The 26,512-nt window shown below is 39.5% G+C and carries 28 protein-coding genes and 1 rRNA gene; 21 read left to right on the top strand and 8 right to left on the bottom strand.

The features are described 5' to 3' along the window. Window positions 1-18 precede the first annotated feature (18 nt). A 5S ribosomal RNA gene (rrf, locus tag ATS74_RS07125) occupies window positions 19-133 on the top strand. 560 nt (window positions 134-693) lie between these two features. Here rrf and ATS74_RS07120 read toward each other — a convergent pair. From ATS74_RS07120 to hslR, 4 genes are all read right to left on the bottom strand, one after another. Next, a complete protein-coding gene (locus ATS74_RS07120; protein WP_058548239.1) occupies window positions 694-1,800 on the bottom strand; it encodes a PepSY-associated TM helix domain-containing protein in 1,107 nt (368 codons plus the stop codon). 161 nt (window positions 1,801-1,961) lie between these two features. Next, a complete protein-coding gene (locus ATS74_RS07115; protein ID WP_058548238.1) occupies window positions 1,962-3,500 on the bottom strand; it encodes a phosphoenolpyruvate carboxykinase in 1,539 nt (512 codons plus the stop codon). A 271-nt stretch (window positions 3,501-3,771) separates the two neighbouring features. Continuing rightward, the gene (gene hslO, locus ATS74_RS07110) at window positions 3,772-4,617 is read right to left on the bottom strand and encodes an Hsp33 family molecular chaperone HslO (protein WP_058548237.1); all 846 of its coding nucleotides are present in this window, start codon (window positions 4,615-4,617) and stop codon (window positions 3,772-3,774) included. A 12-nt stretch (window positions 4,618-4,629) separates the two neighbouring features. Next, a complete protein-coding gene (gene hslR, locus ATS74_RS07105) occupies window positions 4,630-5,052 on the bottom strand; it encodes a ribosome-associated heat shock protein Hsp15 (RefSeq protein WP_058548236.1) in 423 nt (140 codons plus the stop codon). Window positions 5,053-5,262: 210 nt separating this feature from the next. On the opposite strand from hslR, the gene gspC reads away from it, so the two are divergent. From gspC to ATS74_RS07040, 13 genes are all read left to right on the top strand, one after another. Beyond that, a complete protein-coding gene (gene gspC, locus ATS74_RS07100; protein WP_058548235.1) occupies window positions 5,263-6,204 on the top strand; it encodes a type II secretion system protein GspC in 942 nt (313 codons plus the stop codon). Window positions 6,205-6,227: 23 nt separating this feature from the next. After that, the gene (gene gspD, locus ATS74_RS07095) at window positions 6,228-8,300 is read left to right on the top strand and encodes a type II secretion system secretin GspD (protein WP_058548234.1); all 2,073 of its coding nucleotides are present in this window, start codon (window positions 6,228-6,230) and stop codon (window positions 8,298-8,300) included. After that, a complete protein-coding gene (gene gspE / locus ATS74_RS07090; protein WP_058548233.1) occupies window positions 8,293-9,861 on the top strand; it encodes a type II secretion system ATPase GspE in 1,569 nt (522 codons plus the stop codon). The genes gspD and gspE overlap by 8 nt, the downstream gene beginning before the upstream one ends. A 2-nt stretch (window positions 9,862-9,863) precedes the next feature. Continuing rightward, a complete protein-coding gene (gspF, locus tag ATS74_RS07085) occupies window positions 9,864-11,099 on the top strand; it encodes a type II secretion system inner membrane protein GspF (RefSeq protein WP_058548232.1) in 1,236 nt (411 codons plus the stop codon). Window positions 11,100-11,169: 70 nt separating this feature from the next. Next, the gene (gene gspG / locus ATS74_RS07080; RefSeq protein WP_058548231.1) at window positions 11,170-11,592 is read left to right on the top strand and encodes a type II secretion system major pseudopilin GspG; all 423 of its coding nucleotides are present in this window, start codon (window positions 11,170-11,172) and stop codon (window positions 11,590-11,592) included. Between the two features lie 49 nt (window positions 11,593-11,641). Continuing rightward, window positions 11,642-12,229: a pilus assembly FimT family protein gene (locus ATS74_RS07075; RefSeq protein ID WP_058548230.1), complete on the top strand. Its 588-nt coding sequence runs from the start codon at window positions 11,642-11,644 to the stop codon at window positions 12,227-12,229. Then, on the top strand, window positions 12,229-12,603 hold the full coding sequence (gene gspI, locus ATS74_RS07070; protein ID WP_058548229.1) for a type II secretion system minor pseudopilin GspI: 375 nt from the start codon (window positions 12,229-12,231) through the stop codon (window positions 12,601-12,603). Before ATS74_RS07075 ends, gspI begins: the two co-directional genes overlap by 1 nt. Beyond that, a complete protein-coding gene (gene gspJ / locus ATS74_RS07065; RefSeq protein WP_058548228.1) occupies window positions 12,604-13,254 on the top strand; it encodes a type II secretion system minor pseudopilin GspJ in 651 nt (216 codons plus the stop codon). It abuts the gene before it with no gap. Then, window positions 13,247-14,236: a type II secretion system minor pseudopilin GspK gene (gene gspK / locus ATS74_RS07060; RefSeq protein ID WP_058548227.1), complete on the top strand. Its 990-nt coding sequence runs from the start codon at window positions 13,247-13,249 to the stop codon at window positions 14,234-14,236. The genes gspJ and gspK overlap by 8 nt, the downstream gene beginning before the upstream one ends. Next, window positions 14,233-15,441 carry a type II secretion system protein GspL gene (gene gspL, locus ATS74_RS07055; protein WP_058548226.1) on the top strand — a complete coding sequence of 403 codons (1,209 nt, stop codon included), beginning with the start codon at window positions 14,233-14,235 and terminating at the stop codon, window positions 15,439-15,441. The genes gspK and gspL overlap by 4 nt, the downstream gene beginning before the upstream one ends. Continuing rightward, the gene (gene gspM / locus ATS74_RS07050; protein ID WP_058548225.1) at window positions 15,438-15,911 is read left to right on the top strand and encodes a type II secretion system protein GspM; all 474 of its coding nucleotides are present in this window, start codon (window positions 15,438-15,440) and stop codon (window positions 15,909-15,911) included. The genes gspL and gspM overlap by 4 nt, the downstream gene beginning before the upstream one ends. Before the next feature lie 3 nt (window positions 15,912-15,914). Next, window positions 15,915-16,673, top strand: a complete 759-nt coding sequence (locus ATS74_RS07045; RefSeq protein ID WP_058548224.1) for a type II secretion system protein N — start codon at window positions 15,915-15,917, stop codon at window positions 16,671-16,673. A 23-nt stretch (window positions 16,674-16,696) separates the two neighbouring features. Then, window positions 16,697-17,284 carry a UPF0149 family protein gene (locus tag ATS74_RS07040; protein ID WP_058548223.1) on the top strand — a complete coding sequence of 196 codons (588 nt, stop codon included), beginning with the start codon at window positions 16,697-16,699 and terminating at the stop codon, window positions 17,282-17,284. A gap of 26 nt (window positions 17,285-17,310) precedes the next feature. Here ATS74_RS07040 and ATS74_RS07035 read toward each other — a convergent pair whose 3' ends face one another. Both ATS74_RS07035 and ATS74_RS07030 read right to left on the bottom strand, forming a co-directional pair. Further along, entirely contained in the window at window positions 17,311-17,517 is a 207-nt protein-coding gene (locus tag ATS74_RS07035) for a hypothetical protein (RefSeq protein ID WP_058548222.1), read from the bottom strand. Next, window positions 17,517-17,876, bottom strand: coding sequence for a hypothetical protein (locus tag ATS74_RS07030; RefSeq protein WP_058548221.1), 360 nt, complete (start codon window positions 17,874-17,876; stop codon window positions 17,517-17,519). The genes ATS74_RS07035 and ATS74_RS07030 overlap by 1 nt, the downstream gene beginning before the upstream one ends. A gap of 287 nt (window positions 17,877-18,163) precedes the next feature. On the opposite strand from ATS74_RS07030, the gene ccoG reads away from it, so the two are divergent. From ccoG to ATS74_RS07005, 5 genes are all read left to right on the top strand, one after another. Further along, a complete protein-coding gene (ccoG, locus tag ATS74_RS07025; protein ID WP_058548220.1) occupies window positions 18,164-19,594 on the top strand; it encodes a cytochrome c oxidase accessory protein CcoG in 1,431 nt (476 codons plus the stop codon). Window positions 19,595-19,677: 83 nt separating this feature from the next. Beyond that, window positions 19,678-20,652 carry a serine/threonine protein kinase gene (locus ATS74_RS07020; RefSeq protein ID WP_058548219.1) on the top strand — a complete coding sequence of 325 codons (975 nt, stop codon included), beginning with the start codon at window positions 19,678-19,680 and terminating at the stop codon, window positions 20,650-20,652. A gap of 34 nt (window positions 20,653-20,686) precedes the next feature. Further along, window positions 20,687-21,310: a thiol:disulfide interchange protein DsbA/DsbL gene (locus ATS74_RS07015; protein ID WP_058548218.1), complete on the top strand. Its 624-nt coding sequence runs from the start codon at window positions 20,687-20,689 to the stop codon at window positions 21,308-21,310. A gap of 18 nt (window positions 21,311-21,328) precedes the next feature. Continuing rightward, window positions 21,329-21,967, top strand: a complete 639-nt coding sequence (locus tag ATS74_RS07010) for a thiol:disulfide interchange protein DsbA/DsbL (protein WP_058548217.1) — start codon at window positions 21,329-21,331, stop codon at window positions 21,965-21,967. A 59-nt stretch (window positions 21,968-22,026) separates the two neighbouring features. Next, window positions 22,027-22,479, top strand: coding sequence for a DUF523 domain-containing protein (locus ATS74_RS07005; RefSeq protein ID WP_058548216.1), 453 nt, complete (start codon window positions 22,027-22,029; stop codon window positions 22,477-22,479). 10 nt (window positions 22,480-22,489) lie between these two features. On the opposite strand, the gene trmA is transcribed toward ATS74_RS07005, so the two are convergent. Then, window positions 22,490-23,587: a tRNA (uridine(54)-C5)-methyltransferase TrmA gene (trmA, locus tag ATS74_RS07000; protein WP_058548215.1), complete on the bottom strand. Its 1,098-nt coding sequence runs from the start codon at window positions 23,585-23,587 to the stop codon at window positions 22,490-22,492. A gap of 162 nt (window positions 23,588-23,749) precedes the next feature. Here trmA and ATS74_RS06995 point away from each other — a divergent pair, with 162 nt between their 5' ends. Both ATS74_RS06995 and murI read left to right on the top strand, forming a co-directional pair. After that, window positions 23,750-24,889, top strand: coding sequence for a DUF5610 domain-containing protein (locus tag ATS74_RS06995; protein WP_058548214.1), 1,140 nt, complete (start codon window positions 23,750-23,752; stop codon window positions 24,887-24,889). Window positions 24,890-24,954: 65 nt separating this feature from the next. Further along, the gene (murI, locus tag ATS74_RS06990) at window positions 24,955-25,755 is read left to right on the top strand and encodes a glutamate racemase (protein WP_058548213.1); all 801 of its coding nucleotides are present in this window, start codon (window positions 24,955-24,957) and stop codon (window positions 25,753-25,755) included. On the opposite strand, the gene ATS74_RS06985 is transcribed toward murI, so the two are convergent. Beyond that, window positions 25,718-26,197: an RNA recognition motif domain-containing protein gene (locus ATS74_RS06985; RefSeq protein WP_058548212.1), complete on the bottom strand. Its 480-nt coding sequence runs from the start codon at window positions 26,195-26,197 to the stop codon at window positions 25,718-25,720. The genes murI and ATS74_RS06985 overlap by 38 nt on opposite strands. Between the last annotated feature and the right edge of the window lie 315 nt (window positions 26,198-26,512).

Genomic DNA, 26,512 nt, shown 5'->3' with positions numbered 1-26,512 from the left:
TCCTTTGCACCAAATTTGCTTGGTGACAATAGCGTTTTGGACCCACCTGACTCCATGCCGAACTCAGTAGTGAAACGAAACAGCGCCGATGATAGTGTAGCATTTGCTATGTGAAAGTAGGACATTACCAGGCTTCAAATAAGAGAAACCCGTTACAGCAATGTGACGGGTTTTTTGCTGTCTGAGGTTTACTAAATAGCCAAGAGCCCATGCCGAGCTCAGTAGTCAAACAAAACAGCGCGAAGGCGAGCCCCGCACAAGGCCGCCCCGACACAATGGTAGTGTAGCATTTGCTATGTGACTCTCGAGCGCTGTGGGCACTACGACATTACCAGGCTTCAAATAAGAGAAACCCGTTACAGTAATGTGACGGGTTTTTTGCTGTCTGGGGTTTAGTAAATAGCCAAGAGCCCATGCCAAACTCAGTAGTGGCCGCTCCTATGTACTTTTATTATAGATAATGTGGCATTAGTTATCTCTAACACGATATTAAGAAGTGTTAAAGTACAGTTAGAAAATCTTTGTCTATCGCCACAAGAAGTGAATTAAAGTGACATCATTAGCTTGTTTTAATAAAGGTACTCAGAGTGTTGTTAAGGCTATTTTAGCTTGTATTACTTCGTTAAAATCATACAAGCTTTCATTACTGGCTGTAACTTCTTGTAAGGGTAATCCTATAAATTTATAACTTAGTTAATAGTTATTAATTCTTCTTGTTTTAAGTAGCCATCTATATAGTCCAAGGCTAAAAAGTAAGGCGTTTGCTATACCTGATAATACCCATAAAACTCTAAGGGGATGGTTTCCAATAGTCCCATCATGAAGAGGGTGTAGCCAATTTTTGACTTTAGTCGCTGGGCTTTTATTATCAACGTTAAATACACTTATGATTTCAGCCGAATTTGCATTTATTTCGACATGGCTGTGGGGAAAACGATGAGATGGGTCATTAGTTGTTTGTAATCTAAATCGATATACAGCGTTACTAGATGAAGGTGTTTCAATCCAAGCAAGCCTTGCGCTAGGCATAGCTTTTTGTGCTAATTCAATTGCATCGGATAGCAATATATAGTTTTTTGGTTTTATTACTGTTGTAGTAGGTTTTTCAATTTTACCTAATAATGCTGTGATTATCGGGTCGGTTTGATTTGGTATCGCTAGCATAATGCCAGTAATGGTTAAAACGAGTAGAGGTAGAATAAAGCATAACCCTATAAACTTATGCCAATCATATAATAGCCCAAGCTTAGTGCTACGGGCTTTGAATTTTAACGATCTAGCCCAATAGCCTCTTTTTGGCCACCATGCCCACAATCCAGATAAAATAAGAATGAGAGTTCCTATTCCTATATAGCCAACAATTAATGTCCCAGTACTGCCTGTAAGTAATGAAAAGTGCAGGTTATATACCCAGGTTACAAAGTAATTTCCCCAAAAATCATCACGAATGATCTGTGTACCTATAGGGTTAAGCCAGACCATTAATGGAGCAAATGCTTGGCCTTTTGTCTCAATTGGTTTGTAGTATCGTGCAGGTATTACAGAGCCTGTAGCTGTATTTTCTAATCGCCAAGAGCCTAGTCTGTCTGGATACTTATATTTTAAAGTCGCGTAGGCTTCATCCCAGTTAATAGTATTACTGCTTTGAACACTTAATTTATTTAACTGTCCGTCAAGCTCTGGATAATAAACGAGTATAGAGCCTGACAAGGCGATTAATGTTAATAAGGCACCTATGGATATACCTAAATATAGATGTACTCTTCTAGCTATTTTTCGCCACGACAAGCTAAATATCATAAAACAACACCATATATGTACATGCTCAGAATAATTTAAATATTTGGCTATTTTATCGCGTTTTATGCGCATGAAGTGTGACATTATGTCGCAGTTTTTGATTGTATCTTAAAACAAAAACGCCAGCACTAGGCTGGCGTTTTAAAAGGCTTAAAGGCTAATTATGCTTTAGGGCCTGCATTTTTTATATCATCTGATACATCGTATTTAGCGAAGTTCTCAGTGAAGTCAGCCGCTAGTTTAGCTGCATATTCGTTATACTTTGCTTTATCTTCCCATGTATTAATTGGGTTAAGTAAGTTTGTATCAACACCTGGCACAGCTACAGGCACGTCTAAATTTAAAACATCAATATGCTGAGTTTCAACGCCAGCTAACTTTCCAGATACGATTGCATCGACTACTGCTCGTGTAGTTGGAATGTCAAAGCGCTTGCCTGTTCCGTAAGGACCACCGGTCCACCCTGTATTTACAAGGTATACTTTTGCGCCAAATTCACGAACTCGCTTCATAAGAAGCTCTGCGTATACACCTGCCGGGCGTGGGAAGAATGGTGCACCAAAACATGTAGAAAATGTTGATTCTATATCGCTTGTTGAACCGATTTCAGTAGAGCCTACCTTTGCTGTATATCCACTTAAAAAGTGAAAAGCTGCCGCTTCTTCTGATAATACAGATACAGGAGGTAATACACCGCTTACGTCACAGGTTAAAAATACGACTGCTTTAGGTTCGCCAGCGCGGTTTTCTACTTTACGTTTTTCTACGTGTTCAAGCGGGTAAGCTGCACGGCTATTTTGCGTTAAGCTAGTATCATTAAAATCAGGTATGCGTGACTCGTTCAATACTACATTTTCTAAAATAGTACCAAAGCGAATAGCATCCCAAATCACTGGCTCATTTTTTTGTGAGAGGTCGATACATTTTGCGTAACAGCCACCTTCAATATTAAACACGCTACCTGGTGCCCAGCCGTGTTCGTCATCACCAATTAAAAAGCGCGTTGGATCTGCTGAAAGTGTTGTTTTACCTGTACCAGATAAACCGAAGAATAATGCTGTATCACCAGCTTCGCCTACATTAGCCGAGCAGTGCATTGGTAATACACCTTTAGCTGGTAGTAGGAAGTTTTGAACAGAAAACATCGACTTTTTCATTTCACCGGCGTAGCGCATACCAGCTAATAAAACTTTACGCTGCGCAAAGTTAATAATAACGGTACCGTCGCTGTTTGTACCATCACGCTCTGGCTCACATACGAATGACGGTACGTTCATTACTTGCCATTGCGGTACATTAGAAGCGTTATAGTTTTGTGGTTCAATAAACATGTTTTTGGCAAAAATATGGTGCCACGCTGTTTCTGTAGTAACAACTACAGGTAGATAGTGTTCAGGGTCTGCGCCAACTTCTAGGTGAGAGGTGAAGTGGTCATTACTTTGAACGTGTGCTTCTACGCGAGCCCATAGAGCGTCAAATTTGTCTGCATCAAATGGGCGGTTTACGTTGCCCCATTGTATGTCATCTTGAGTAGATGCTTCTTGTACAATAAAACGATCTTTTGGTGAACGACCAGTTCGTTTTCCTGTAATTGCAACAAAAGCACCATTTGCGGCTAAAGTACCTTCGCCGCGGCGGATCGCATGCTCGACAAGTTCAGCTGCGGTTAAATCGACAAAACGTGTAGCGCCTGTAGTCATGTTTATACCTAACTATAATGTGTGAGAGTTTGAACGGGATAGCTCTGGGGTTATCAGTGCCCTTAAGCTGAAATTATAGTAACAGAAGGTTTTGAGATATTCGAGCCCGTAAAGCCCTTAAAAACACATATATTTGCTAAAAAACATGAATAATTTCAATGATACCGGTGTCAGTAAATTAACAAAATTCATGACACCGGTATCATCTTTTTATAATATAAAACCGCATATTTTGCGGCTTTGTATTTAGTTGTGGGATGAAACAGCTTATTTAGTTAAAAATATTTTTTACGTCTTGCTCATCAAAAATATATTCTTTTAAACAATAGTGACAGCTTATACTAACTGAGCCATTTTTAGCGACATCATCAAGTAGCGCTTGTTGCCCTACATTAACTAGCGCCGTAATTGTTTTTTCGCGGCTACAACCACATTTAAATGTAATTGCTTGAGGTTCGAATACACGAGGGTTGTCTTCATGGTATAGACGCGTGAGTACTGTATTGGCATCAAGTTCTAATAACTCTTCATCTTTGATCGTGCTACTTAGTGCTTCTAAGTGGGCAAAGTCATCAATCGACTTTTGTTTATCTACTGGCAGTACCTGCAAAAATAAACCACACGCTTTAGCGTTACCTTCGCTAGTATCTGTTGCAAACCAAAGGCGCGTTTTTAGTTGCTCTGATTGCTCAAAGTAGCTTTCAATACACTCGCTTAAAGTATCATGCTCAAGAGGAACTATACCTTGATAACGCTCCCCATTTGTTGGAGTAATGGTAATGACCATATACCCTTTGCCTATCAATTCTTTTACCGTAGAGCCTGTTACTTCACTTTGCATACGGGCAATTCCGCGCATGTTTTGTTTATCGTCGCCATTAATTACTGCATATTTAACCGGGCCGTCACCTTGAAGTTGTACGGCTATCTCACCTTCAAACTTTAAGGTGGCTGTTAATAAACACGTTGCAACGAGTAACTCACCTAATAATGCCTTAACTGGCTGAGGGTAGTTATGATTGGCAATCATTTCGTTATAGGCGTTTTCGATTTGTACGAGTTCGCCACGAACATCGAGGTTGTCAAATAAATAACGGTGAAGTAGATCTTGTTGCATGAGCGGCTATACCTAACTTGATTTCATTTTTAAAAGTTCGCGCCTTTGCTTTTTATCTGGTTTTCTATCCGGATGAGGAGCAAAGAAGCTGTTATTTTTGCGAGCGATGGCGTTTTCTTCGCGTTTAGCAATACTTGCATCAGATTCTTGATACATGGTCTGTGCAATGGGGGCGCTTTGACGTTTTTCAAGCACAGAGAGTATAGTAATAAGCTTTTCATCTACGCCTTGAGCTAACTTTATTACTGCCCCAGGCTCAACTATTTTACTGGCCTTAGTACGTTGCCCATTATAATGTACTTTACCGCCTTGCACCATTTCGCGAGCAATAGCGCGTGTTTTATAAAATCGAGCGGCCCATAACCATTTATCTAATCGAACTTTTAGCACGTCAGTATGGTCTGAACCCGTATTAGCGTTACTTTTTTTACTCATAAGGTATTTTCCCACGTTTTTATAGCTTAAAATTTATCATGAAATCATCGTAGGATGAAGGTATTACACCACCCGTTTGTTTTTTGTACACTCTTGTAAACTAAATTTATTCTGTTTACAAAGTTTAATATTAGTGTGCTTGTTGAATGAAAAATGAAAGGGTACTATGGGTACGCGCTAACGCAGTAAATTAAAATAAGAACACTATATATGGAACAGCAACTCCAACAACTAAAACAATTTTTAACTCGTTTACCGCATGCTAAGTTAAGCGCATTGGTAACATTGTTAGTTGTTGTTTACCTTGCATTTTTATTATCAAAATTAGTTTGGCTTTTATGGCCTAGACCACCAGTCTCTCTGTTAACGCCTACTCATAATATTAATCAAACTTCGGGGACGAGCAACCGCTCAGTCCAGCATATTATTGAGCAATTTTTATTTGGTAAAAAAACTGTAACAAACAACAATAATACTGCGAAGCAATCGCAAGTGATCAACGATGCGCCAGAAACTCGCTTAAGTATAAACTTAACCGGTATTGTTGCTGTGAGTAACGATGATAAAGCGGGAGTCGCTATTATAGAGTCACAGGGTAAGCAAGTAAGTTACCTTGTGGAAGAGGTTATACTTGGTACGCGTGCAGAAGTAGCACAAATTTTGCCCGATCGCGTAATTTTAAGTGTGAGCGGTCGTTTTGAAACATTAATGTTAGACGGGCTCGATTTTACCAAAAAAGTGTCTATGCCAGTACTCGCTGCACGCGAGGAGGCAGAAATGGGCCCGCAAAAAATACAGCCAAGTGAATTACAAATAGATGCTACTGCCGACCCTGAGGTAAAAGAAGCAATTATAGAAACACGTGAAGAGCTATTAGAAGAGCCAGGTAAGTTATTTGATTACATACGTGTTTCGCAAGCAATGAGCGACGGTGAGCTTATTGGTTATCGCTTAAGTCCAGGTAAAGAGCCTGAGCTATTTAAGCAAATGGGATTAAAAAATAACGATTTAGCTATTTCAATTAATGGCTACCAATTAACAGATTTAAAACAGGCCATGTCAGCCATTAATGAGCTGCGTAATAGCACAGATGCCAATATCACAATTGAACGTGATGGCGAACAAATAGATGTGCAATTTAGTCTGCAATAACTTAGCTTTGGAGTTTTAACATAATGGTTCAGGTGCTACACCTCAAAAAAATTAAAAAAGGGTTAGCTAAGTACGCAGCACTTTTTTTGGCGGCAAGTATTTCTTTGTCTGTTTCTGCTGTTGAATACGCTGCAAACTTTAAAGGTACAGATATCAACGAGTTTATTAATATTGTTGGTAAAAACCTAAATAAAACAGTGATCATTGACCCTAATGTACGTGGCAAAGTAAATGTACGTAGTTATGAGTTAATGGATGAGGCGCTTTATTATCAATTCTTTTTAAATGTATTAGAAGTTTATGGCTATTCTGCTGTTGAAATGGACAACGGCATTATTAAAGTAGAAAAAAGTTCTGATGCTAAAAAATCAAATGTTCCCCTAATTACTGAAAATAGTGAAGCATCTGGCGATATGATGATCACCCGTGTTGTGCGCGTAAAAAATGTAAGCGTGCAAGAGCTAGGGCCATTAGTTCGTCAATTTAGTGATCAAAAAGATGGCGGCCATGTTGCTAACTTCAACGCGGCTAACGTAATGATGCTTACAGGGCATGCAGCGTCGGTAAATCGCTTAGTTGAAATTATTCGTTCAGTGGATCAAGCCGGTGACAAGCGCGTAGACATCGTTAAGCTTAAATATGCAACGGCAGATGATGTGGTTTCTGTTGTTGAAAACATCTACAAAGACAGTGGGAAAGGCAGCGTACCTGAATTCTTGATCCCTAAAGTAGTGGCTGATGGTCGAACCAATAGCGTAATTGTGAGTGGTGAAGGACAAGCTCGCACTCGTGCAATCGAGCTAATTAAGCGCCTAGATGGCGAACTTGAAAGCCAAGGTAATACAAAAGTATTTTACTTAAATTACGCAAAAGCCGAAGATTTAGTAAAAGTATTACAGGGCGTAAGTAAATCACTTGTTGATGATGCTCAAGGTGGAACAACTAAAACGCGCAGCCGCAATAGTAATGAAAGCAGCATAGAAGCACACCCAGATTCGAACTCACTTATTATTACTGCTCAGCCTGATGCAATGCGCTCATTAGAAAGCGTTATTGAAAGGCTTGATATTCGCCGTGCGCAAGTACTTGTTGAAGCCATTATTGTTGAAGTGATGGAGTCGGATGGTGTTAACTTAGGTACGCAGTGGATTTCTGAAGAAGGCGGTATGCTGCAGTTTAACAACGGCTCAACAGTACCTGTTGGGTCACTAGCGGTTGCCGCTGTTGAAGCGCAAGACACAACCACGACTCAAACAGTAATAGGCACAGAAAGTGGCTTAGTTACTAGTTACGATGAAACGTCAGAAGGTGATTACTCCGCACTTGCATCATTACTTAGTGGTGTAAATGGTTTGGCGTTTGGCTTAGTTAAAAACGACTGGGGCGCTATTATTCAAGCCGTATCGACAGATACTAACTCAAACATACTAGCGACTCCTTCAATTACGACCATGGATAACGAAGAAGCATCGATGATAGTAGGTCAAGAAGTACCTATTATTACAGGCTCTCAAACGGGTAGTAATAACGATAATCCATTTCAAACAATTGAACGCCAAGAAGTGGGTGTAAAACTTAAAGTCACTCCGCAAATAAATGATGGCTCAGCGGTACAATTATTAATTGAACAAGAAGTATCAAGTGTTAGTGGTGCAACTGCTGTTGATATTTCTGTTAATAAGCGTGCAATTACTACAACGGTTATGGCCGATGATGGCGGTATGGTTGTATTAGGTGGTTTAATTGATGAAGATGTACAAGAAAGTGTGTCTAAGGTGCCAATTTTAGGCGATATCCCAATTATAGGTCATTTATTTAAATCGACTAACACCACAAAACGTAAGCGTAACCTTATCGTGTTTATTCGTCCGACAATCATTCGTGATGGCGTTAATATGAATAAGTTAAGCTTTAATAAGTATAATTTTATTCGCGGCGAGCAAATGAAAGAAAAAGAAGATGGCATAGAGCTTATGCCTAATTCAGATTCTCCTGTACTTCCGTCGTGGGATGATGAATTAATACTGCCGCCGACTTACGAAGAACATTTAAAAGCATTAAGTGCAAAAGAACGTGCAGAGCGTGAAGATGACTAGCGCGATAGAACAAATAAACGAAGATGTGGTGCACCGTGTTCCAGAGCCACATTCTGACGAGTTATTAACAGCTAACGAATTAGTTGTGTTACCACCAAAGCGGTTACCGTTTTCATATGCCCGTCGGGCAGGTGTGCTACTGAGTAAAAATAACGAACACCCGGTGGTTTATTATCGTGGTGAGCTTGATGTTAACGTTTTATTAGAAGTGCGTCGTATAGCCGGAAGTGGTTTTACTTTAGAGCAATTGCCAGATGATAAGTTTGAGCTTCTATTAGAGGCCGCCTATCAACGAGATAGCTCTGAAACTCAACAGATGATGGAAGACATTGGTAACGAAGTCGATTTATTTTCACTTGCCGATGAGCTCCCACAAACGGAAGACTTACTTGCAGGCGATGACGACGCGCCAATCATTAAGCTTATTAATGCCATGCTTAGTGAAGCAATTAAAGAAGGCGCCTCTGATATTCATATCGAAACCTTTGAGCAAGAGTTAGTGATTCGCTTTAGGGTAGATGGCGTATTAAAAGAGGTGCTTAAGCCAAACCGTAAACTTGCTTCGTTACTCGTCTCGCGTATTAAAGTAATGGCTAAGCTCGATATCGCTGAAAAGCGCATTCCGCAAGATGGTCGTATTAGCCTTCGTATTGCAGGACGTGCAGTTGATGTTCGTGTATCTACAATGCCATCGAGCTTTGGTGAGCGTGTAGTACTGCGTTTACTTGATAAAAATAACGCACGCTTAAATCTAGAAGATCTAGGCATGACGCCGCAAAATCGTGAATTGTTCGCCGATTTAATTAGTAAACCACACGGTATTATTTTGGTTACTGGCCCAACGGGTTCTGGTAAAAGTACCACTTTGTACGCCGGCATGAGCCAAATAAACTCGCGCGATCGCAATATTTTAACGGTTGAAGATCCAATCGAGTACGAAATTCCAGGTATTGGTCAAACACAAGTAAATACAAAAGTAGATATGACATTTGCACGTGGGTTACGTGCAATTTTACGTCAAGATCCCGATGTAGTAATGGTGGGTGAAATACGTGACCTTGAAACGGCTCAAATTGGTGTGCAAGCATCGCTTACTGGTCACTTAGTAATGTCTACGCTACATACAAATACAGCCTCAGGTGCAATTACTCGTATGGAAGATATGGGCGTTGAACCATTTTTACTTTCATCATCGTTACTTGGCGTACTTTCTCAGCGCTTAGTCCGTACCTTATGTAAATCGTGTAAGGAAGGACACATAGCTGACGAACGTGAATGCCAATTGCTAGGTGTACCGTTTGACAGTCAACCTACCATTTATCGTGCAGTAGGGTGTGAAGAGTGTAATTTCAATGGTTACAAAGGCCGTACAGGTATTCATGAGCTACTAGTTGTAGATGAAGCTATACGTGAAATGATCCACAGCGGTAAGGGCGAGCAAAGTGTAGAAAAATACATTCGCCAAAAAAGTCCAAGCATTCGTCAAGATGGCTGTAGCCGTGTACTTGCAGGTAAAACAACACTTGAAGAAGTACTGCGCGTTACCCGTGAGGAAGCCTAGTTATGGCGGCGTTTGAATACCGTGCGCTTGATGGTCGCGGAAAAGAAAAAAAAGGCATTTTAGAAGCCGATACTGCAAAGCAAATACGCCAAGTATTACGAGAGCAAAAGTTAACTCCGCTCGAGGTTGTACCCGCTGCGCAAAGCGATAAACAAGTTAAAGGCGAAAAAGCGCCACTACTTGGCAGCTTTTTTAAACCGACTATTTCAACGTCAGATCTTGCGCTTATTACTCGTCAATTAGCCACGCTTATTCAATCGGCATTGCCAGTTGAAGGCGCTGTTATGGCTGTTGCTGAGCAATGTGAAAAGCCGCGTTTAAAGCGTATGCTCATGTCAGTACGTTCAAAAGTAGTAGAAGGTTATACGCTTGCTGATGGTATGAGCGAGTTTCCGCATGTATTTGACGATTTGTATCGTGCGATGGTAGCCGCAGGTGAAAAGTCTGGTCATCTCGATCAGGTACTTAACCGCCTTGCCGATTACACCGAACAGCGCCAACATATGCGTAGCCAAATAACGCAGGCCATGGTTTACCCCATTATTTTGGTAATATTTGCGATTGGTATTGTATCGGTATTACTTGGTACGGTTGTACCAAAAATATTAAAAACATTTGAGAAAACCAAACAAGTACTGCCATGGACAACCGAGTGGGTAATGGCTGGCAGTCACTTTGTGCAAAATTATTGGTTTATTAGTTTAATCGCGATTACCGCAATTGCTATTGGTATTAAGCACGCGCTTAAACAGCCTAAAATACGCTTTTGGTGGGATGATAAAGTACTGCATATGCCAGGTATTGGTAAAGTGGCGCGTGGTATTAACACTGCTCGTTTTGCACGTACGTTAAGTATTTTGTCGTCAAGTTCTGTGCCGCTACTCGAAGGCATGCGTATATCAGGCAGCGTATTAGTTAACGAAAAAATTAAAAAAGCAGTCGGCGATGCCTCCGACAGAGTAAGTGAAGGCGCGAGTTTAAGAGCGGCTCTTCAACAAACTAAGTTGTTTCCACCAATGATGCTGCATATGATAGCCAGTGGTGAAAAATCAGGTGAGCTTGAACAAATGTTAGAGCGCGCCGCTAACAACCAAGACCGAGAATTTGAAAGTATGGTTAACGTATCGCTTAAATTACTTGAGCCTGCAATGATTGCCTCAATGGCTGTTATTGTATTGTTTATAGTAATGGCAATACTGCAACCAATAATGGCGATGAACAAAGCTGTAGGGCTTTAATAAGTTTTTATATTAATGATTTTACCTAAATCATTTTTGTTTAGTGTTTTTAGAATAACGAGGTATTTACGTGAATAAACAATCAGGTTTTTCTTTATTAGAAGTAATGGTGGTACTAGTTATCATCGGGATGATTATGTCAATTGTTGCGCCTAATATTATGGGCCAGCAAGAAGAGGCTGCTATCGATAAAGCGCATTTAGATATTCAACAACTTGAAGATGCTATGAGCTTGTATAAGCTTAAAAATAAAAGCTACCCAAGTACAGAGCAAGGCTTAGAAGCGTTAGTTAATAAAACAAGCATTGAGCCAATTCCTAAACGCTTTCCTGATGGCGGCTTTATTAGCGAGCTTCCAGATGATCCGTGGGGTAATACGTATCAGTTAATTAGCCCAGGCGAAATTGGCAAGTTTGATATTTTTTCTATGGGCCCAGATGGCGAAGTAGGCACTGATGATGACATCGGTAACTGGGATGAAGACAAACAATAATGCCTAAATACGCTTTTATGTATAAATACCCAACTGCTCGAGGCTTGCTATGCAAGTAAGCCTTAAGCAGCTGCATACAAAAGGTAGAGGCTTTAGTTTAATAGAAATTTTAGTGGTATTAGTGATCATCGCTTTTGCCACAAAAATGGTGGTATACAGCTTAGAAGGTGGCGCCGAAGATGAGTTAGATACTCAAGCGCTTAGGCTGCATACCACCATTAATATGGCATCTGAATTTGCAATTTTAAACCAGGTTGAGCTTGGCTTTTTAGTTGAAGAGAATACGTTAGAGTATCTAGTTTTTGATGGCGAAAAATGGATAACTTTTGAACGTGAAGAGCTATTCAAGCCCATAGAGCTAGATGAACGATTAAAGCTCACTTTAAATTTAGAAGACTTAGCATGGGCGCAAGATAACTTATTAGAGCAGTCTAATTGGCGCGAGCTAATGAGCGGCGGCGATGAAGATAGCTTGTTAGAGCTTAAAAAAGTGAAAATCCCACAGGTGCTTATTTTATCATCGGGTGAGGTAAGTGCGTTCCAACTAATTCTTGAATTAAAAGAGCAAAGTGAACCTGTTTATTACATTGAAGGCGAGTTTACTGCACCAGTTAATTTTCGCCGAGAGCCAGAATAATGAAGTTTAATAAAGGCTTTACGTTATTAGAAGTACTGGTTGCGCTAAGTATTTGTGCGATGGCAGGTATAGCGGCCATGCAAGCAACTGGCGAGCATATACATCACTTAACAACAATTGAAGAGCAAACGTATGCATCTTGGGTCGCTGAAAACGTACTTATTGAGCAGCGTACAAAAGGTGAACAGTGGCAAGGTAAAAACAATGCACGAGGTAGTGAAGTAATGGCGGGTGTTGAATGGTTTTGGCAGCAAGAGGTAGTAGCCACAGCCGATAAAAGCTTTGTTAAAGTAACAATCAATGTATTTACCGATGAAAAGTATGAGAACTCAGCGTATGAGCTTTCGACTTACCTTAACAAAGGCAGTAAGTAAGTGAAGCAGCGCGGGTTTACGTTGCTAGAAGTAATGGTGGCACTGGGTATTTTAGCTTTTGTAATTATTGCCACTCATCAAATACTAGATAGCACCACCAAAGCAAAAGATGCCTCGGACGAAACAATTGCTGAGTTAAACGCGTTACAAACTACCTTTAGGTTAATGGATCAAGACTTTAGCCAAATGACTAAGCGCGCAGTTCGCAATGAGTCGGGCGATGTGCAAGAGCAATACTTACTAGCAGGTCGCTATGTATTAGAAAGCCAATACGATGGCATTGCATTTGTACGCGACGGTTGGATAAACCCTATTAACTTATTACCTCGCTCTGAATTACAAGCCGTTGGTTACAGAGTGCTAGATGATAACCTTGAACGCGTTTACAGGGTATACGTGGACCAGCTAGATAATATGGAGCCGCGTGTACAGCGAATACTTGAAAATGTAGAAGAGCTCAAGTTTGAGTTTTTAGATGATAAAAACGCATGGCAAGAACAATGGGAAATTAAAGCGCTTCCTAAAGCCGTTGCTGTAACACTTCAGCAAATAGAGGCTGAACCTATTCGTCGAGTATTTTTAGTTCCAGGTCAGGGCAAAGTTGTTGCTCCTCCAAGTACAACACAAAATACGAGTGTGGATAATGGGTAAACAGCAATCGTCACGCGGCGCAGCACTTGTTATCGTTTTATTTATTGTTGCTTTAGCTGCTATTTTAGCGGTTGAAATGAGTGCTAATTTGATGGTGCAAGTTCAGAAAAGCACTAACCTGCAAGGTCATCAACAAGCTAAGTGGTATGCGTACGGGGCAGAAGAGTTAGCTATAAAAGGGCTTATACAAAGCAAGAAAGATGATGCAGATAAAACGTCGCTTGATCAAATTTGGGCAACTCAAGGTAATACTGCATACCCGGTTGATAATGGTACTTTGAGTGGTCAAATTACTGACTTACAAGCCTGTTTAAATTTAAACGCATTAGCACAAGAGCCTGATGTAAGCAGCACAAGTAAAACAAACCCTGCACATAAAGCGTTATTTGCACTACTTGAAAATATTGAAGATTTACCTGCAGATGAGTCAGAAGAGGCGATGGCCGATAGCGTATTTGATTGGCTTGATGAGGACAGCATTACTTATCGTTCAGGCGCGGAGGAGGATGAGTATTTATCTCGTAAATTTCCGTATATGACTGCAAATAGCTTATTTGCGTCAACTTCGGAGCTGCGTTTAGTGAAAGGGTTTAACCCATTAGTAATGGAAAAAGTATTACCGTATGTATGTGTAATACCAGGCAGCCCCTTATTATTGATTAATGTAAATACACTACAGCCAGAACAAGCTCTTATCTTGAGCGCCATGATTGATGAACTGAGTTTATCTGCTGCTGAAGCTGTTATTGGGGCTCGCCCTGAAACAGGCTTTGACAGCATTGACGAGTTTTTCACTGAGGTGCAGCAACAAGGTGGAGCAAATATAGAATCTGTAAAAGATTTATTTAGTATTAATAGCGAATATTTTAAATTACAAACGCAGGCAAACTTTGTTGAATTGCGTTTTTCGATGACCACATTACTGCACGCTAAAGATGGCGACGTAACGATACTGGCGCGAAAATTTGGAGGCGTACAGTGACAGAAATACTGTTGATCCGCACGGGTCAAACCGAACAAGAACTGCTTAATTGGTTAATATACTCACCACAAGAACAAGAAATAATAGCCAGTGGTGAATTATCCAATGCAAGCCACTTAACTGTGTTAAGTGAAAAAGCACAAAGCAGAGAAGTTATTGTTTTACTACCAAGTGACCAAGTGCAATTAAAGACAGTTGCCTTACCCACAAAGTGGAACCGTAAACTTGAGCAAGCATTACCGTACATGCTTGAAGAAGATATAGCCTGTGATGTAGATGACTTATTTATAGCAGTAGGCGAGCCAACTATGCTTGGCGAGCAACATGCCATACGTGTAGCAATGACCGATCGTGAATGGTTTGAACAATGGCTTGCGTTATTTGCAGAGCATGATTTATCTGTTTATAAAATATTACCAGATGCACTGTTACTCCCTGCGGGAGATGAAGATGAGGCCACTGCTATTGAACTTAATAACCAGTGGTTATTTAAACAAGGGCAATGGCATATTAGTGCGGTTGAACCAAGTTGGTTAAGTAATTATTTAACGGCTTTAGGCAATCCAAACATTAAGCATTTTAGCCCTGCGAATCATTTTCCTGAAAGTGTTAACCTACAGGCACAAACCAATGAATACGACTTGCCTTTAGCTTTATTTGCAAAGCAATTAGATAGCGTTAAATTTAATTTGCGCCAAGGCCTTTATCAGCTTAAAAAGAAAAGCTCATTGTGGTGGGGATACTGGAAAGGCGCAGCAATTATTACAGGCGTTGCGCTAGTCTCTACGGTTGCAATTAAAGCAATAGAACTGCACCAACTCAACTCGGAACTAGAAATAGCTAAAGCGCAAGTGGTTGATAGATATCAAAAAGCGTTTCCTGGCGTAAAAGTTCGTCCTAACTTAATTAAAAGCCAAATAAAAGGCGCACTTGATAGAGTGCAAGGTTCAAGTGAAGCTGGCTTTTTAGACTTAACCGCAAATTTGGTTGATGTGTTTTCTCAGGTGAGCGAATTTACCCCAGAAACTCTGCGCTACGATAAGCGTCGAAATGAGCTGCGTATTCGCGCTAGAGCAAAAGACTTTCAAACATTTGGTAAAGTTAAAACCATACTCGAAAAACAAGGTTTAACCGTTGAGCAAGGCTCTTTAAATAACGACGGTGATTATGTTGTGGGCGAAATTAAACTGCGAGGTGCGGTATGAAGAAGCAGTTAATGCAATATTGGCGCTCACTAAAAGAGCAAGAGCAGCAATTAGTTATGATCGCTGGTGGCGTATTTATTATTTTTGTTTTAGTTATGGGTATATTTAGACCATTAAATAACGCAATAGAAAAAGCGCAACAGTCACAAATAAAACAACAAGAGCTTCTTGTTTGGGTTGATGAAAGCATAGTAAAGCTAAAAGCGGCGGGTAATACTAGCGTAGCGAGTAATACAAACTTAAGCCAAGTTGTTAACTCTACACGTGGTCGTTATCAAATAGATATTAGTAAAATGCAGCCTAGTACGGGGTCACTTCGTTTAACGCTCGACTCTGTAGAGTTTAATCAACTAATCGAATGGTTAGACGAATTGGTAAATCAGCATGGTTTAAAAATTGAAAATTTAGATTTAAGCCGTGACGACAAATCGGGTTATGTACGTGTAAGCCGCTTGGTATTAGAGAATTAATTAATGAAAAAAATAATAATGTTATCGGCTGTATTTTTAGTCAGTTTTATTGTGTTTTGTATTATTAAATTACCGGCGGTTATAGCGCTTGATATAGCAAAACCCTACTTGCCTAAACAGTTAGAAATTGGCCAAACTGTTGGTACTGTGTGGGAAGGGCAAATGATGCAAGTACGCTTTGAGGGCGAGCAACTAAATAATGTACGGTGGGATATAGCAGGCTGGCAATTATTTACTGGTAAGTTAAACGCAAATATTAAATTTGGTAATGCGCGTGAACGTAGTGATATTTCAGGATATGCCGACATAAGTTATGGGTTATTTAATAACAAAGTAAAAGTAACCGATGGTTTAGTTCGCTCAACGGTTGAGCGTGCGATGGGAAGAATACAGCTACCATTGCCAGTAACAGCTAAAGGTCGCGTAATATTAGAACTTGAAGAATATGGCTCGGGTGCACCTTATTGCGAATCGTTAAAGGGTGAGATCGCGAGCCCAAGTATTGATGTGCAAGGGTTAAATGGCTGGTTTAATATAGGCCCTCTAGGAGGCAAGTTAAGCTGTAAGTCGGGTGATATAGCTATATTAATTGACCCAGATAATACGTTAGGCCTTGAAGCAGATGCTACACTTAAAGCTAATTTTGATTTTAGTGTCGCCGGTTATGTAAAACCAGATGCCAGCTTACCAAAAGATGTACATGATGCGGTTAAGTTTTTAGGCCGACCAGATAACCAAGGTCGCTACCCGCTCAATTTTTAATTGTTTCAATATAAAGAGTTTTAATGCAAATACCCCAATTTACTGAGTTGCATGCAAAGCAGCTCAGCACGTTTTTAAACACTCAGCCTCAAGCTATGACCCTTGAGCAAAGTGAAGGTTACTTATTTGGCGTTATTTGTTCGCCCAGCCCACTAGATGTGCATGAGTGGCTTGCACAAATACTACCAAACACAGCTAACGACTTAGACGAAGAGATGCTGTTTTTATTCATGGCGCTTTATCATAAAATTAGTGAGCAAGTGTTTGAAACTGGATACAAGTTACCAATAGAGTTTAACCTTGAGTTTTGTAAGCCGTGGAGTGAAGGTTTTTTAGTGGCGACGAAAGCGTATGCTGAGCCTCTTTTAAATGCTCCCGAGTTAGATGCCGAATTTAAACAAGCACTAGAAAGTGCACTTAGTACGCTTAGCTTTTTTGCACTTGATCAGCAAGCCGTAACACAAATTGCAGCACAAAATAATATGACCTCAGACGCATTGTGCCAATATCAGTATGAATCTATGGGTGATTTTGCATTAGGTTTTGCAGAGCTGATTGAAGTTGTTGCTATTAATAGTGGTTTAATTACAGATGATAGTTGGGACGAGTAATTTGCTTTGCCTTTTAGGCGCTTAATCTAAGCGCCTAGTTCTAAAACAATATCAGTGCAGCCTTGCTTGCACTTTACTAAGCCTTTACCCGATTCGCTGGTGGCTAGATCAAGCGTTAAAACTCCATTACATTTTTCACACTTAAGCGTTTTACCTTGGGCTAATTGCTTGAGCATATTGCGTTGCTTATAAAACGAGTCGCTGGCTTTTTTATTTAGGTTAGAAAAATCCATTACTTAGCTCGCTTTTGCTCTAAAGCTTCAGAGACTATTTTACATACTGTGTTTAAACGCTGATCGTAAAAATACAAGTTAAGATCGCGCTCACGACAGTAACGTAAATGAAAAAGCTGTACTGAATCATCAGTCGTAAATGTTTTTTCTATGTACTCTTGCTCAGATTCAGAAAGCTTTAACTGAGCGGCTACCCTATTTTTAGCCATGTTTGCAGCAGGGCTTCTGTTTACTTTGCTGGCATCACTTAAAAAGCCAATGCCTTCTCCTAATAACTTTTCACGGGGTTCTTTTATTAAAGGATGGTCAATTGTGAAAAAGGCAAGGATCAGCACTACCAATATAATAAATTTTTTCATGGATACGTAAACCTTGATCTAAATAGGGTTAAATTACCATGCAGTGTAATAAACTGCATTTTAAAAGCAAGTAACTGAGATGAATAAATTATTAGCAATCTAAGTCAGTAATTCTAGCCAATATTGTTATAATAGCTAACAGCAGTCAGATATTTCTGAAATATCTGAAACTATTCAAGAGACTATTTATTCACCTAAATATGCCAAGCATGTAACGTGCACGCTTTAGTTATAGAGTACTTGAGTATTGCTGAATTTTTATTTCCAAGCGGCGTTGAGGAACTTCGATGGACAAGCAAATTAAAGTAAAAAATATACCTGCAGAGGTAAAAATCCAAAAGCCGGATTTAAGCCGAGATGATGACAGGTTTAATCCCCGAAATCGTATTTATGTGCGTGCTGTAAAAGGCCTCCATCAGTTACTCAGGCAGCGTATTGGCTTTTTAGGCATGCTCGCTTTTATGGTATTACCCTGGATCAATTTTAACGAGCAACAAGCTGTATTGTTTGATTTGATTGGCCAAAAGTATAATATTTTTGGTTTAACGCTTTGGCCTCAAGATTTTACTATTCTTGCGTTTATATTTATGTTGGCAGCGTTTGCGCTATTTTTAGTTACCACTTTTTATGGCCGGGTGTGGTGTGGTTATACTTGCCCACAAACCGTATGGACCTTTATTTTTATCTGGTTTGAAGAAAAGTTTGAAGGAACGGCAAATCAGCGTAAAAAGCTCGATCAACGGCCAATGGATTTTGATAAGTTTTGGCGAAAAACAGCCAAGCATTCCAGCTGGATCTTGTTTTCTTTGTATACCGCAATCTCGTTTGTAGGCTACTTTACACCCATTAGAGAACTGCTCCCTGATTTTGTCACTTTTAGCGTCGGTGGTTATGCATTAATAAGTATTATCTTCTTTGCTGCATGTACTTATGCCAACGCTGGCTGGATGCGTGAAATTATGTGTTTACATATTTGTCCGTATTCACGCTTTCAATCTGCTATGTTTGATAAAGATACTTACACCGTAACGTACGATGAGCAAAGAGGCGAAAGCCGTGGTCCACGTTCGCGTAAAGTTGCTCATGAAGACCTAGAAATGGGCGACTGCATAGACTGTAATTTGTGTGTTCAAGTATGCCCAACAGGTATAGATATTCGTAATGGCCTACAAGCTGAATGTATTAACTGTGGTGCGTGTATTGATGCCTGTGATGGTGTGATGGACAAAATGGACTATCCGCGTGGGCTTATTTCATATACGACAGAGCGAAACCTAGAAACACCTGAAAATAAAACGAATCCACTACGAGCTAAAATCATAGGTTATACGGTCATACTTGTTGTACTTACGGGGGCGCTTGTCGCTAATATAGCACTGCGTAAAACCATGGACTTTGATATTATCCGTGATAGAAACCAATTATACCGTGTCGACTTTGATGGTTTGGTAGAAAACACTTACACGTTAAAAGTGATTAATAAAGCGCAATACGAGCAAACCTTTAACATTAAGGTCCAAGGACTTGATAACTTTAAATACATAGGTAAGCAAACATTTACTGTGCAAGCTGGTCAGTCTCACAATGTACCACTTTCGCTTGTAATGGACCCTTATGATTTAAAAGCACCAATGACCGAGTTCAACTTTGTGCTTTCGCCAGTCAGTGAACCTGACGAAACGATATCGCAGCCAAGTAACTTTTTTAAAGCACGGTAATATCGGCTTACCCAATAAGTAGGAAGTTATAGCAATTAACAAAAGCGGGTGAATAACCCGCTTTTATTTTATATAAGAAGAGTATGAGTAAATTTAGCTTTATTGACCTAACACCCGACCTAATACTCGATGCTATAGAAACGGTAGGCATTTATGCTGAGTCGGGTTTATTAGCACTTAACAGTTACGAAAACAGAGTTTATCAATTTAAGGCTGAAGATGGCCTGCGCTACGTAGTAAAGTTTTATCGCCCAGAACGCTGGAGCAAAGAGCAAATTCAAGAAGAACATGATTTTGCATTTGAACTAGCAGAGGCAGAAGTACCAGTAGTTGCACCGGTTAAATATAATGGAAAAAGCTTGTTTGAGCACCAAGGCTATTTGTTTGTGTTATTTCCAAGCGTAGGTGGACGCCTATTCGAGGTTGATAACCTAGATCAACTTGACGTGATGGGGCGATTAATTGGCCGTATGCATCAAGTTGCTAAAACCAAACCATTTACGCATAGACCAACACTTACCTGTGAAGAATACTTACATACAGCCAAAGTTCATCTTCAAAAAAGTAACTTGGTGCCAATGGGAATAAGTACTGCTTTTTACACTATTTTAGATTTAGTAATAGAGCAGGCACAAACGCAGTATAAAGATACGCACAGTATTCGCTTACATGGAGATTGCCATGCAGGTAACATATTGTGGGCAGGTGATGCGTTAATGTTTGTTGATTTAGATGATAGCCGTCAAGGTCCTGCTATTCAAGATTTATGGATGATGCTCAGTGGCGATAGGGCTACGCAACTGTTACAGTTAGACACCCTTGTAAATGCGTATGAAGAGTTTTGTGATTTTGACCACACTCAACTCAAATTGATTGAACCGCTGCGAGCGATGCGTATTATTCATTACATGGGATGGGTAGCTAAACGATGGAGCGATCCTGCTTTTGTACGGAACTTTTCGTGGTTTGCAGATGACAAATACTGGGAGCAACAAATTTTAGCGCTAAAAGAGCAGCTTGCAGCACTGCAAGAAGCACCGCTTAAGTTATTGCCATAATATTTTATTTAAAGATAAGTACAACGAGATACCAATGCTTAAAAAATTGAAACTGAGTTTATTACTTTTATGTTTACCATTTGCAGCACTTGCTGCACAGTTTGAAGCCGATAACCAATATACAGTGATTGATGTAGATAAAAGCGCGGAGCCACAGGTAACCGAGTTTTTTTCTTACTATTGCCCGCACTGTTTTAAATTTGAGCCAGTTGCTAAAGCAATCGAAAAAAACCTACCTGAAGGTACAGAGTTCATTAAAAACCATGTGAACTTTTTAGGCGGCGTTTCGCCACAAGCACAAAGCAATTTGAGCTATGCCTACTTAATTGGCAAAAAACATGGGCAGGCGCAAAGCATTAGCGATCAAATATTCAAAAGCATTCATGTTCAACGTGCTCCTTTAACGCAAATGAAAGACGTTAAAAAGTTACTTGAAGTTAACGGTATTGATAGCGCGACATTCGATCAAGACATTGCAAGTATGCCAATTATTGCCGCTGAACGTGCAATGCAAGACAAACAAAATAAATACTCGAAAATTGGCGCACTTACAGGCGTGCCTACTTTTATAGTTAACGATAAATATAAAATAAATATTAACACCATCAATAATCAGCAAGAACTTGATGAGTTAGTTGCTTTTTTACTAACACTTTAATCTCGGAGAATAATAATAATGATCAAATTAGTTAAAGCAGGTTTACTTGCAGTATTACTGCCAATGGCAGCAACTAGTTTTGCAGCAACGTATGAAGAAGGCGTGCATTACGACGTGGTATCTGAGCGTGCAACTAAAAAACCAGAGATTAAAGAGTTTTTCTCATTTTACTGCCCTGCATGTAATAACATGGAAGCATTAATTGGTGAGTTTAAACCTAAGCTTGATAAAAATGTTAAATTTAAAAAGAGCCATGTGGATTTTGTAGGTGTTCGTGACCCAGAAAATCAACAAATGATGAGCCAAGCGCTAGCGACAGCTGAAGTGCTTCCACAAAAAGATAAAATTGTTTCTGCAATTTTTAATCACATTCATACCAAGCGCGCTAAGTTTAATGAGCTTGCTGATGTAAAAGATATATTTGTAGCACAAGGTGTAGATGGCGATAAGTTTGATAAGCTTTTCAAAAGCTTCTCGGTACGTACGCTAAGCTCTAAAATGAAACGCGATCAAAACTACTTTAAAGAAAAAGGCGCACTACGTGGCGTACCTACATTTATTGTAAATGGTAAGTACAAATTAAACCTTGGCCGAGAGTCGGGTATTACTGAGCCAGAAGACATTGGTAAACTGATTAATTATTTAGCTAGCAAATAAATTTAGCTAAAACTAAAAAAGCTCCTCAGGGAGCTTTTTTGCTTTATAAGGATGTAGCAATGGAAAAAATATTAGTATCGAGTTGCTTGCTAGGGCAGCCTGTTCGTTATGATGGAAAAGGACAAACATTACAGCATCCACAATTACGGGTATGGCAAAGTAATAAGAAAATAATATCCTTTTGTCCTGAAGTTGTTGGTGGGCTATCTACTCCTAGAGCTCCTGCTGAAATAATACAGGGGAGAGTAATTACTAATTCAGGAGAGGATGTTACAGAGCAATTTCAAACTGGGGCTAATATAGCGCTAGAAGTTTGTAAAAAGAATAAAGTTCGTTTTGCTCTACTTAAAGAATCGAGCCCTTCTTGTGGACGAAATACAATATATGATGGAAAGCATCGCGGAGTAAAAATCGAAGGTCTAGGTTTAACTGCAGCATTATTAATGAAGAATGGGATTCAAGTGTTTAGTGAAGAACAAATACCAGCACTTATAAAAGTACTGGCACTTTAATTTTGGTTGGTTATTTACGCTGTAAGAAAACACCTGATTCTATGTGATGCGTATAAGGGAACTGATCAAATATCGCAAAGCGCTTAACGTTATGCGTACGAGTTAAATGATCAAGATCACGCTCAAGGGTTTCTGGATTACACGATATATAAATTATATTTTCGTAATTAGCCACTAAATCACACGTTAACTCATCCATGCCTGCGCGCGGTGGATCAACTAATATGGTTTGGCAGTCGTAGCTTTTTAAATCTATGCCCTCTAAGCGAGAGAAAGTACGCTCACCATTCATTGCTTGAGTAAACTCTTCGCTCGACATACGTATAATATCGAGATTATCTACATTGTTTTTGGCAATGTTATACTGAGCAGAGTGAACAGACGATTTAGATATTTCAGTTGCTAGTACTTTATTAAAAGAACCCGCCAGTGCAATAGAAAAGTTACCGTTACCGCAATAAAGCTCTAATAAATCATTTTTAAGTGGTTTACATAAGTCTTGCGCCCATTCAAGCATATTAATATTTACTTTAGCATTTGGCTGAGTAAAGCTGTTTTCAACTTGTTGGTAAATAAGCTCTTGGCCGTTAACAGTTAAACGCTCAGTAACAAAGTCATCACCAAGTACTTCTTTTTGTTTACGGGCACGGCCAATAAAATCAATTTTGTACTTGCTGCTTAGTTTTTCTTTAAGTGCTTTTATTTCAGTTAGCCACTGCTCATCTAGTGGTTTGTGATAAAGCAGGCTCACTAAAATTTCACCGCTTAGGGTTGATAGGTAATCTATTTGAAATAGCTTGCGGCGTAAAATCTCACATGGTTTAAGATTTTCAATCATCACCTGCATGATTTCATCTACAAGAGGTGCCGCAGGATCAAATGTATCTACGCGAATTTTTTCTTTTGTTTGTTGATCAAACATAATATGGAACAGATCGTCGCCATCGTGCCATACTCTAAACTCTGCGCGTTGACGGTAGTTAGTTGGCTCTGAGCTAAATACTTCTAGCTGCTCCACACCAAAACGTCGAAACTGTGCACTTATACGCTGCTCTTTTTCACTTAATTGCGCTTGGTACTGTGTGGTATCTATTTTAATAACTGCCATTAACGCTACTACCTTATCTAAGATCTGTTTATCGGCGTTATTGTAGGGTGCGCTGTGTATTTGTCTAGTTTTGGTTAGAGTTAATGGTGTTTTTTTGCTCGCTTAACTTTAGTTTTATTTGCGCTGGCCGATAAATAGCTACGCACGCATAGGAGACAGTTTATGAAAATAGGTAACTATAACTTTACGCCAAACAGTAATGTCAATAAATTCAATAATAAGGCTGATATTCAGCAGCCTACAATTGAGTCTCCTCAAGATAGCTATCAACAACGAGGTAGAGAGCTTGCTGCAAAAGTACTCGGCGATAAAATGGCTGAGCAACTAGGCTTACCCGTTCAAGAAAAAAAAGCAGAGAAATCACTATTTGATTTTGATGAGATAGTAAAAAATGTACTCGACTTTGTCAGTGGCGCCGTTAATAAGGCAAAAGCAAACGGCGCTGACGATGACAAGCTTAAGAATATGCTTGGCGAAGCGCGCAAAGGAGTACAAATGGGTATTGATGATGCCGTTGAAGAACTTAAAGGCACTGGTATTTTTAATGACGACATGGAAGAAGGCATTAAAAAATCACAAGAGGGTATCTTCGACGGTATAGATACATTGGAGGAATCGTTATTTAATCCTCAACCTGCCAGTGTAAGTATAAGCCAAGGCCAATATGTAAGTATGAGCAGTGATGCTCAGTACAAGTTTACAACTGCCGAAGGTGATGAAGTAAGCATAAGCTTTGCCGATGCATACGAGTCCCAATCAGCTAGCGGTTATAGCAGAACCAATGATAGCGAATCATATGCAAGTTCGTCATCGCAATCTCGCCAGGTGTCTTTTTCAATGTCGGTTAATGGTGAATTAAACGAACAAGAGCAAGATGCAATTAATGCGATGATGGAAGACTTACAAAATGTAAGCTCAACATTTTTTGGTGGCGATTTAGATAAAGCATTTGAACAAGCGCAAGAGTTAAGTTTAGGTAGTGAACAGCTGGTGGCTTTTTCTATGGATTTACGTCAAACAAAAACGGTCGCAACTGTTAAAAGCTACGAAGAGTATAAGCCTGCTCCAGAAAAAGAAGTGGCTGATACATTAGCTCCTTTTAACGATGATCTAAAAAATGCTTTTGAAAAAGCAGGTGAGTTAGGCTTACAAAATCAACTTGCTGGGATCTTACAATGGTTAAACCAAGATCAACAAGAAATCGATAAGCTAGTTGATTACACTAAATCGATGTTTGAAAATTTAAATCAGTTAAACACAGCGGCAGATGATCTCGCTGATTTAGAAACTCAGCAAAGTTAAACTACTTTCTTTTATAAATACCTCATGGCAAACTGCCGTTCTTAACGTTTAGTGGGAACAGTTGTTTGTCAGCGCATATAATGGTTTTTGATTCAGGTATTGGTGGCACCACTGTACTTGAGCATATAAAGCAAAGCATTCCTGATGCTCAGTACAGTTATTTTATGGATAACGCACTACTTCCCTACGGAGCGCAGTCCCAACAAACAATCATTAATCGCTTATATTCATTAATCCATTTTATTAATAGCAATAAGTTGAGTGTTGATTTAATTGTTATAGCGTGTAATACGGCTTCAACTTCGGCACTGAGTGCTGTTCGTAAAATAACCTCTATTCCTATTGTGGGTGTAGTACCTGCAATAAAGCCTGCAGCAGAGCTTACTCGTACTAATCACATAGCGCTATTGGCAACACCTGCTACAGTCACAAGTCGATATACAAAAACTTTAATTACTGAACACGCACGTAATGTAACGGTTAACTTATATAGCAGCGTTAAGTTGGTTGCTTTAGCTGAGCAGTATTTTTACACACAAGCCTTAGACATGCTCAAACTCCATCAAGAGCTTGATAGCCTAAAAGTAGATAAAAATACTGACGTGCTTGTATTAGGCTGTACGCATTTCCCTATATTAGCCAACCCTATTAGGGAGTACTTCAAGGGAGATGTACAGTTGTTAGATTCAGGTCAAGCTATAGCAAATAGAGTTCATTTTTTATTGGCTCAATCAAACCTTATAGCAAAAAAACCTTCAGACATAAAAAAGCCGCTGCATTACTATGCAACGGCTGATATTAATAGTGATAAACTAGCGATAAAACTAGTTACACTGATTGATCCGTCTCAGTGCGAAGAGCACTAGAATCATCTTCTTGTTTTTGTTTTGCTTCGCGTACTTTTAAAGTACGTTGCTGAAACTCACTGTCGTTAAGCTTAGCAATTGCATTATCTGCATCTGCCTGCGCCATTTCAACAAAACCAAAGCCACGACGCTTGCCTGTATTTTTATCCTTTAATAGGCGTACGTTAAACACTTTACCTTGTTCTTCAAACAAAGCACGAACCACACCTTCGTTTGCACGATAAGGTAGATTGCCAACATAAAGTGTTTTTGTTTTAACTTCGGTTTCTTCAACACCTTCAGATGACATTGCTGCAATAGCAATCGCACCTATTAATAAACCAGCACCAAATAGTAGTGCAGGGCTTAAAGCTAAGCTGCCTAAAGCAAACTCAACAATAACAAAACCAACTACAGCAAGAATAACAGAGAAGATAAAAGATTTTTGATCGGGTAATTTCATTTTAGATCTACCAATAAACAGGAAATAAACATTAATTTAACATTGTGAACTTGCTATCTTAACGTCTTAATTGAACATAGCAATGATATTTGTATTAAATAATAAAGAAGAGTGTAAAAAAGCATCAGCTTATGGCTGTTTTGATGAGGTTTTACCGTGTTTTGCTGTATTTTTGTTCGAACAGTAAAAAGATCTAAAAAAAGGGTTGATCTGTTTTTGGATCTCCCTATAATGCGACCCCACTGAGACGGGAAACGCCGATGCATAGCAAGGCAGCAGCGGCTCAGAGAGTTAAATAAAACTTCGGTTTTGAAT

The organism is Pseudoalteromonas sp. H103 (assembly GCF_001469205.1).
GTDB lineage: Bacteria > Pseudomonadota > Gammaproteobacteria > Enterobacterales > Alteromonadaceae > Pseudoalteromonas > Pseudoalteromonas carrageenovora.
The sequence above is the reverse complement of the archived record's forward strand: the minus strand, read 5'-3'. Positions and strand labels throughout refer to the sequence as shown.

What these genes read in the sequence shown, in the direction of transcription:
- ATS74_RS07120 (WP_058548239.1), bottom strand. Translation starts at nt 1,800, where the DNA reads ATGATATTTAGCTTGTCGTGGCGAAAAATAGCTAGAAGAGTACATCTA.
- ATS74_RS07115 (WP_058548238.1), bottom strand. Translation starts at nt 3,500, where the DNA reads ATGACTACAGGCGCTACACGTTTTGTCGATTTAACCGCAGCTGAACTT.
- hslO (WP_058548237.1), bottom strand. Translation starts at nt 4,617, where the DNA reads ATGCAACAAGATCTACTTCACCGTTATTTATTTGACAACCTCGATGTT.
- hslR (WP_058548236.1), bottom strand. Translation starts at nt 5,052, where the DNA reads ATGAGTAAAAAAAGTAACGCTAATACGGGTTCAGACCATACTGACGTG.
- gspC (WP_058548235.1), top strand. Translation starts at nt 5,263, where the DNA reads ATGGAACAGCAACTCCAACAACTAAAACAATTTTTAACTCGTTTACCG.
- gspD (WP_058548234.1), top strand. Translation starts at nt 6,228, where the DNA reads ATGGTTCAGGTGCTACACCTCAAAAAAATTAAAAAAGGGTTAGCTAAG.
- gspE (WP_058548233.1), top strand. Translation starts at nt 8,293, where the DNA reads ATGACTAGCGCGATAGAACAAATAAACGAAGATGTGGTGCACCGTGTT.
- gspF (WP_058548232.1), top strand. Translation starts at nt 9,864, where the DNA reads ATGGCGGCGTTTGAATACCGTGCGCTTGATGGTCGCGGAAAAGAAAAA.
- ATS74_RS07075 (WP_058548230.1), top strand. Translation starts at nt 11,642, where the DNA reads ATGCAAGTAAGCCTTAAGCAGCTGCATACAAAAGGTAGAGGCTTTAGT.
- gspI (WP_058548229.1), top strand. Translation starts at nt 12,229, where the DNA reads ATGAAGTTTAATAAAGGCTTTACGTTATTAGAAGTACTGGTTGCGCTA.
- gspK (WP_058548227.1), top strand. Translation starts at nt 13,247, where the DNA reads ATGGGTAAACAGCAATCGTCACGCGGCGCAGCACTTGTTATCGTTTTA.
- gspM (WP_058548225.1), top strand. Translation starts at nt 15,438, where the DNA reads ATGAAGAAGCAGTTAATGCAATATTGGCGCTCACTAAAAGAGCAAGAG.
- ATS74_RS07045 (WP_058548224.1), top strand. Translation starts at nt 15,915, where the DNA reads ATGAAAAAAATAATAATGTTATCGGCTGTATTTTTAGTCAGTTTTATT.
- ATS74_RS07040 (WP_058548223.1), top strand. Translation starts at nt 16,697, where the DNA reads ATGCAAATACCCCAATTTACTGAGTTGCATGCAAAGCAGCTCAGCACG.
- ATS74_RS07035 (WP_058548222.1), bottom strand. Translation starts at nt 17,517, where the DNA reads ATGGATTTTTCTAACCTAAATAAAAAAGCCAGCGACTCGTTTTATAAG.
- ATS74_RS07030 (WP_058548221.1), bottom strand. Translation starts at nt 17,876, where the DNA reads ATGAAAAAATTTATTATATTGGTAGTGCTGATCCTTGCCTTTTTCACA.
- ccoG (WP_058548220.1), top strand. Translation starts at nt 18,164, where the DNA reads ATGGACAAGCAAATTAAAGTAAAAAATATACCTGCAGAGGTAAAAATC.
- ATS74_RS07020 (WP_058548219.1), top strand. Translation starts at nt 19,678, where the DNA reads ATGAGTAAATTTAGCTTTATTGACCTAACACCCGACCTAATACTCGAT.
- ATS74_RS07015 (WP_058548218.1), top strand. Translation starts at nt 20,687, where the DNA reads ATGCTTAAAAAATTGAAACTGAGTTTATTACTTTTATGTTTACCATTT.
- ATS74_RS07010 (WP_058548217.1), top strand. Translation starts at nt 21,329, where the DNA reads ATGATCAAATTAGTTAAAGCAGGTTTACTTGCAGTATTACTGCCAATG.
- ATS74_RS07005 (WP_058548216.1), top strand. Translation starts at nt 22,027, where the DNA reads ATGGAAAAAATATTAGTATCGAGTTGCTTGCTAGGGCAGCCTGTTCGT.
- trmA (WP_058548215.1), bottom strand. Translation starts at nt 23,587, where the DNA reads ATGGCAGTTATTAAAATAGATACCACACAGTACCAAGCGCAATTAAGT.
- ATS74_RS06995 (WP_058548214.1), top strand. Translation starts at nt 23,750, where the DNA reads ATGAAAATAGGTAACTATAACTTTACGCCAAACAGTAATGTCAATAAA.
- ATS74_RS06985 (WP_058548212.1), bottom strand. Translation starts at nt 26,197, where the DNA reads ATGAAATTACCCGATCAAAAATCTTTTATCTTCTCTGTTATTCTTGCT.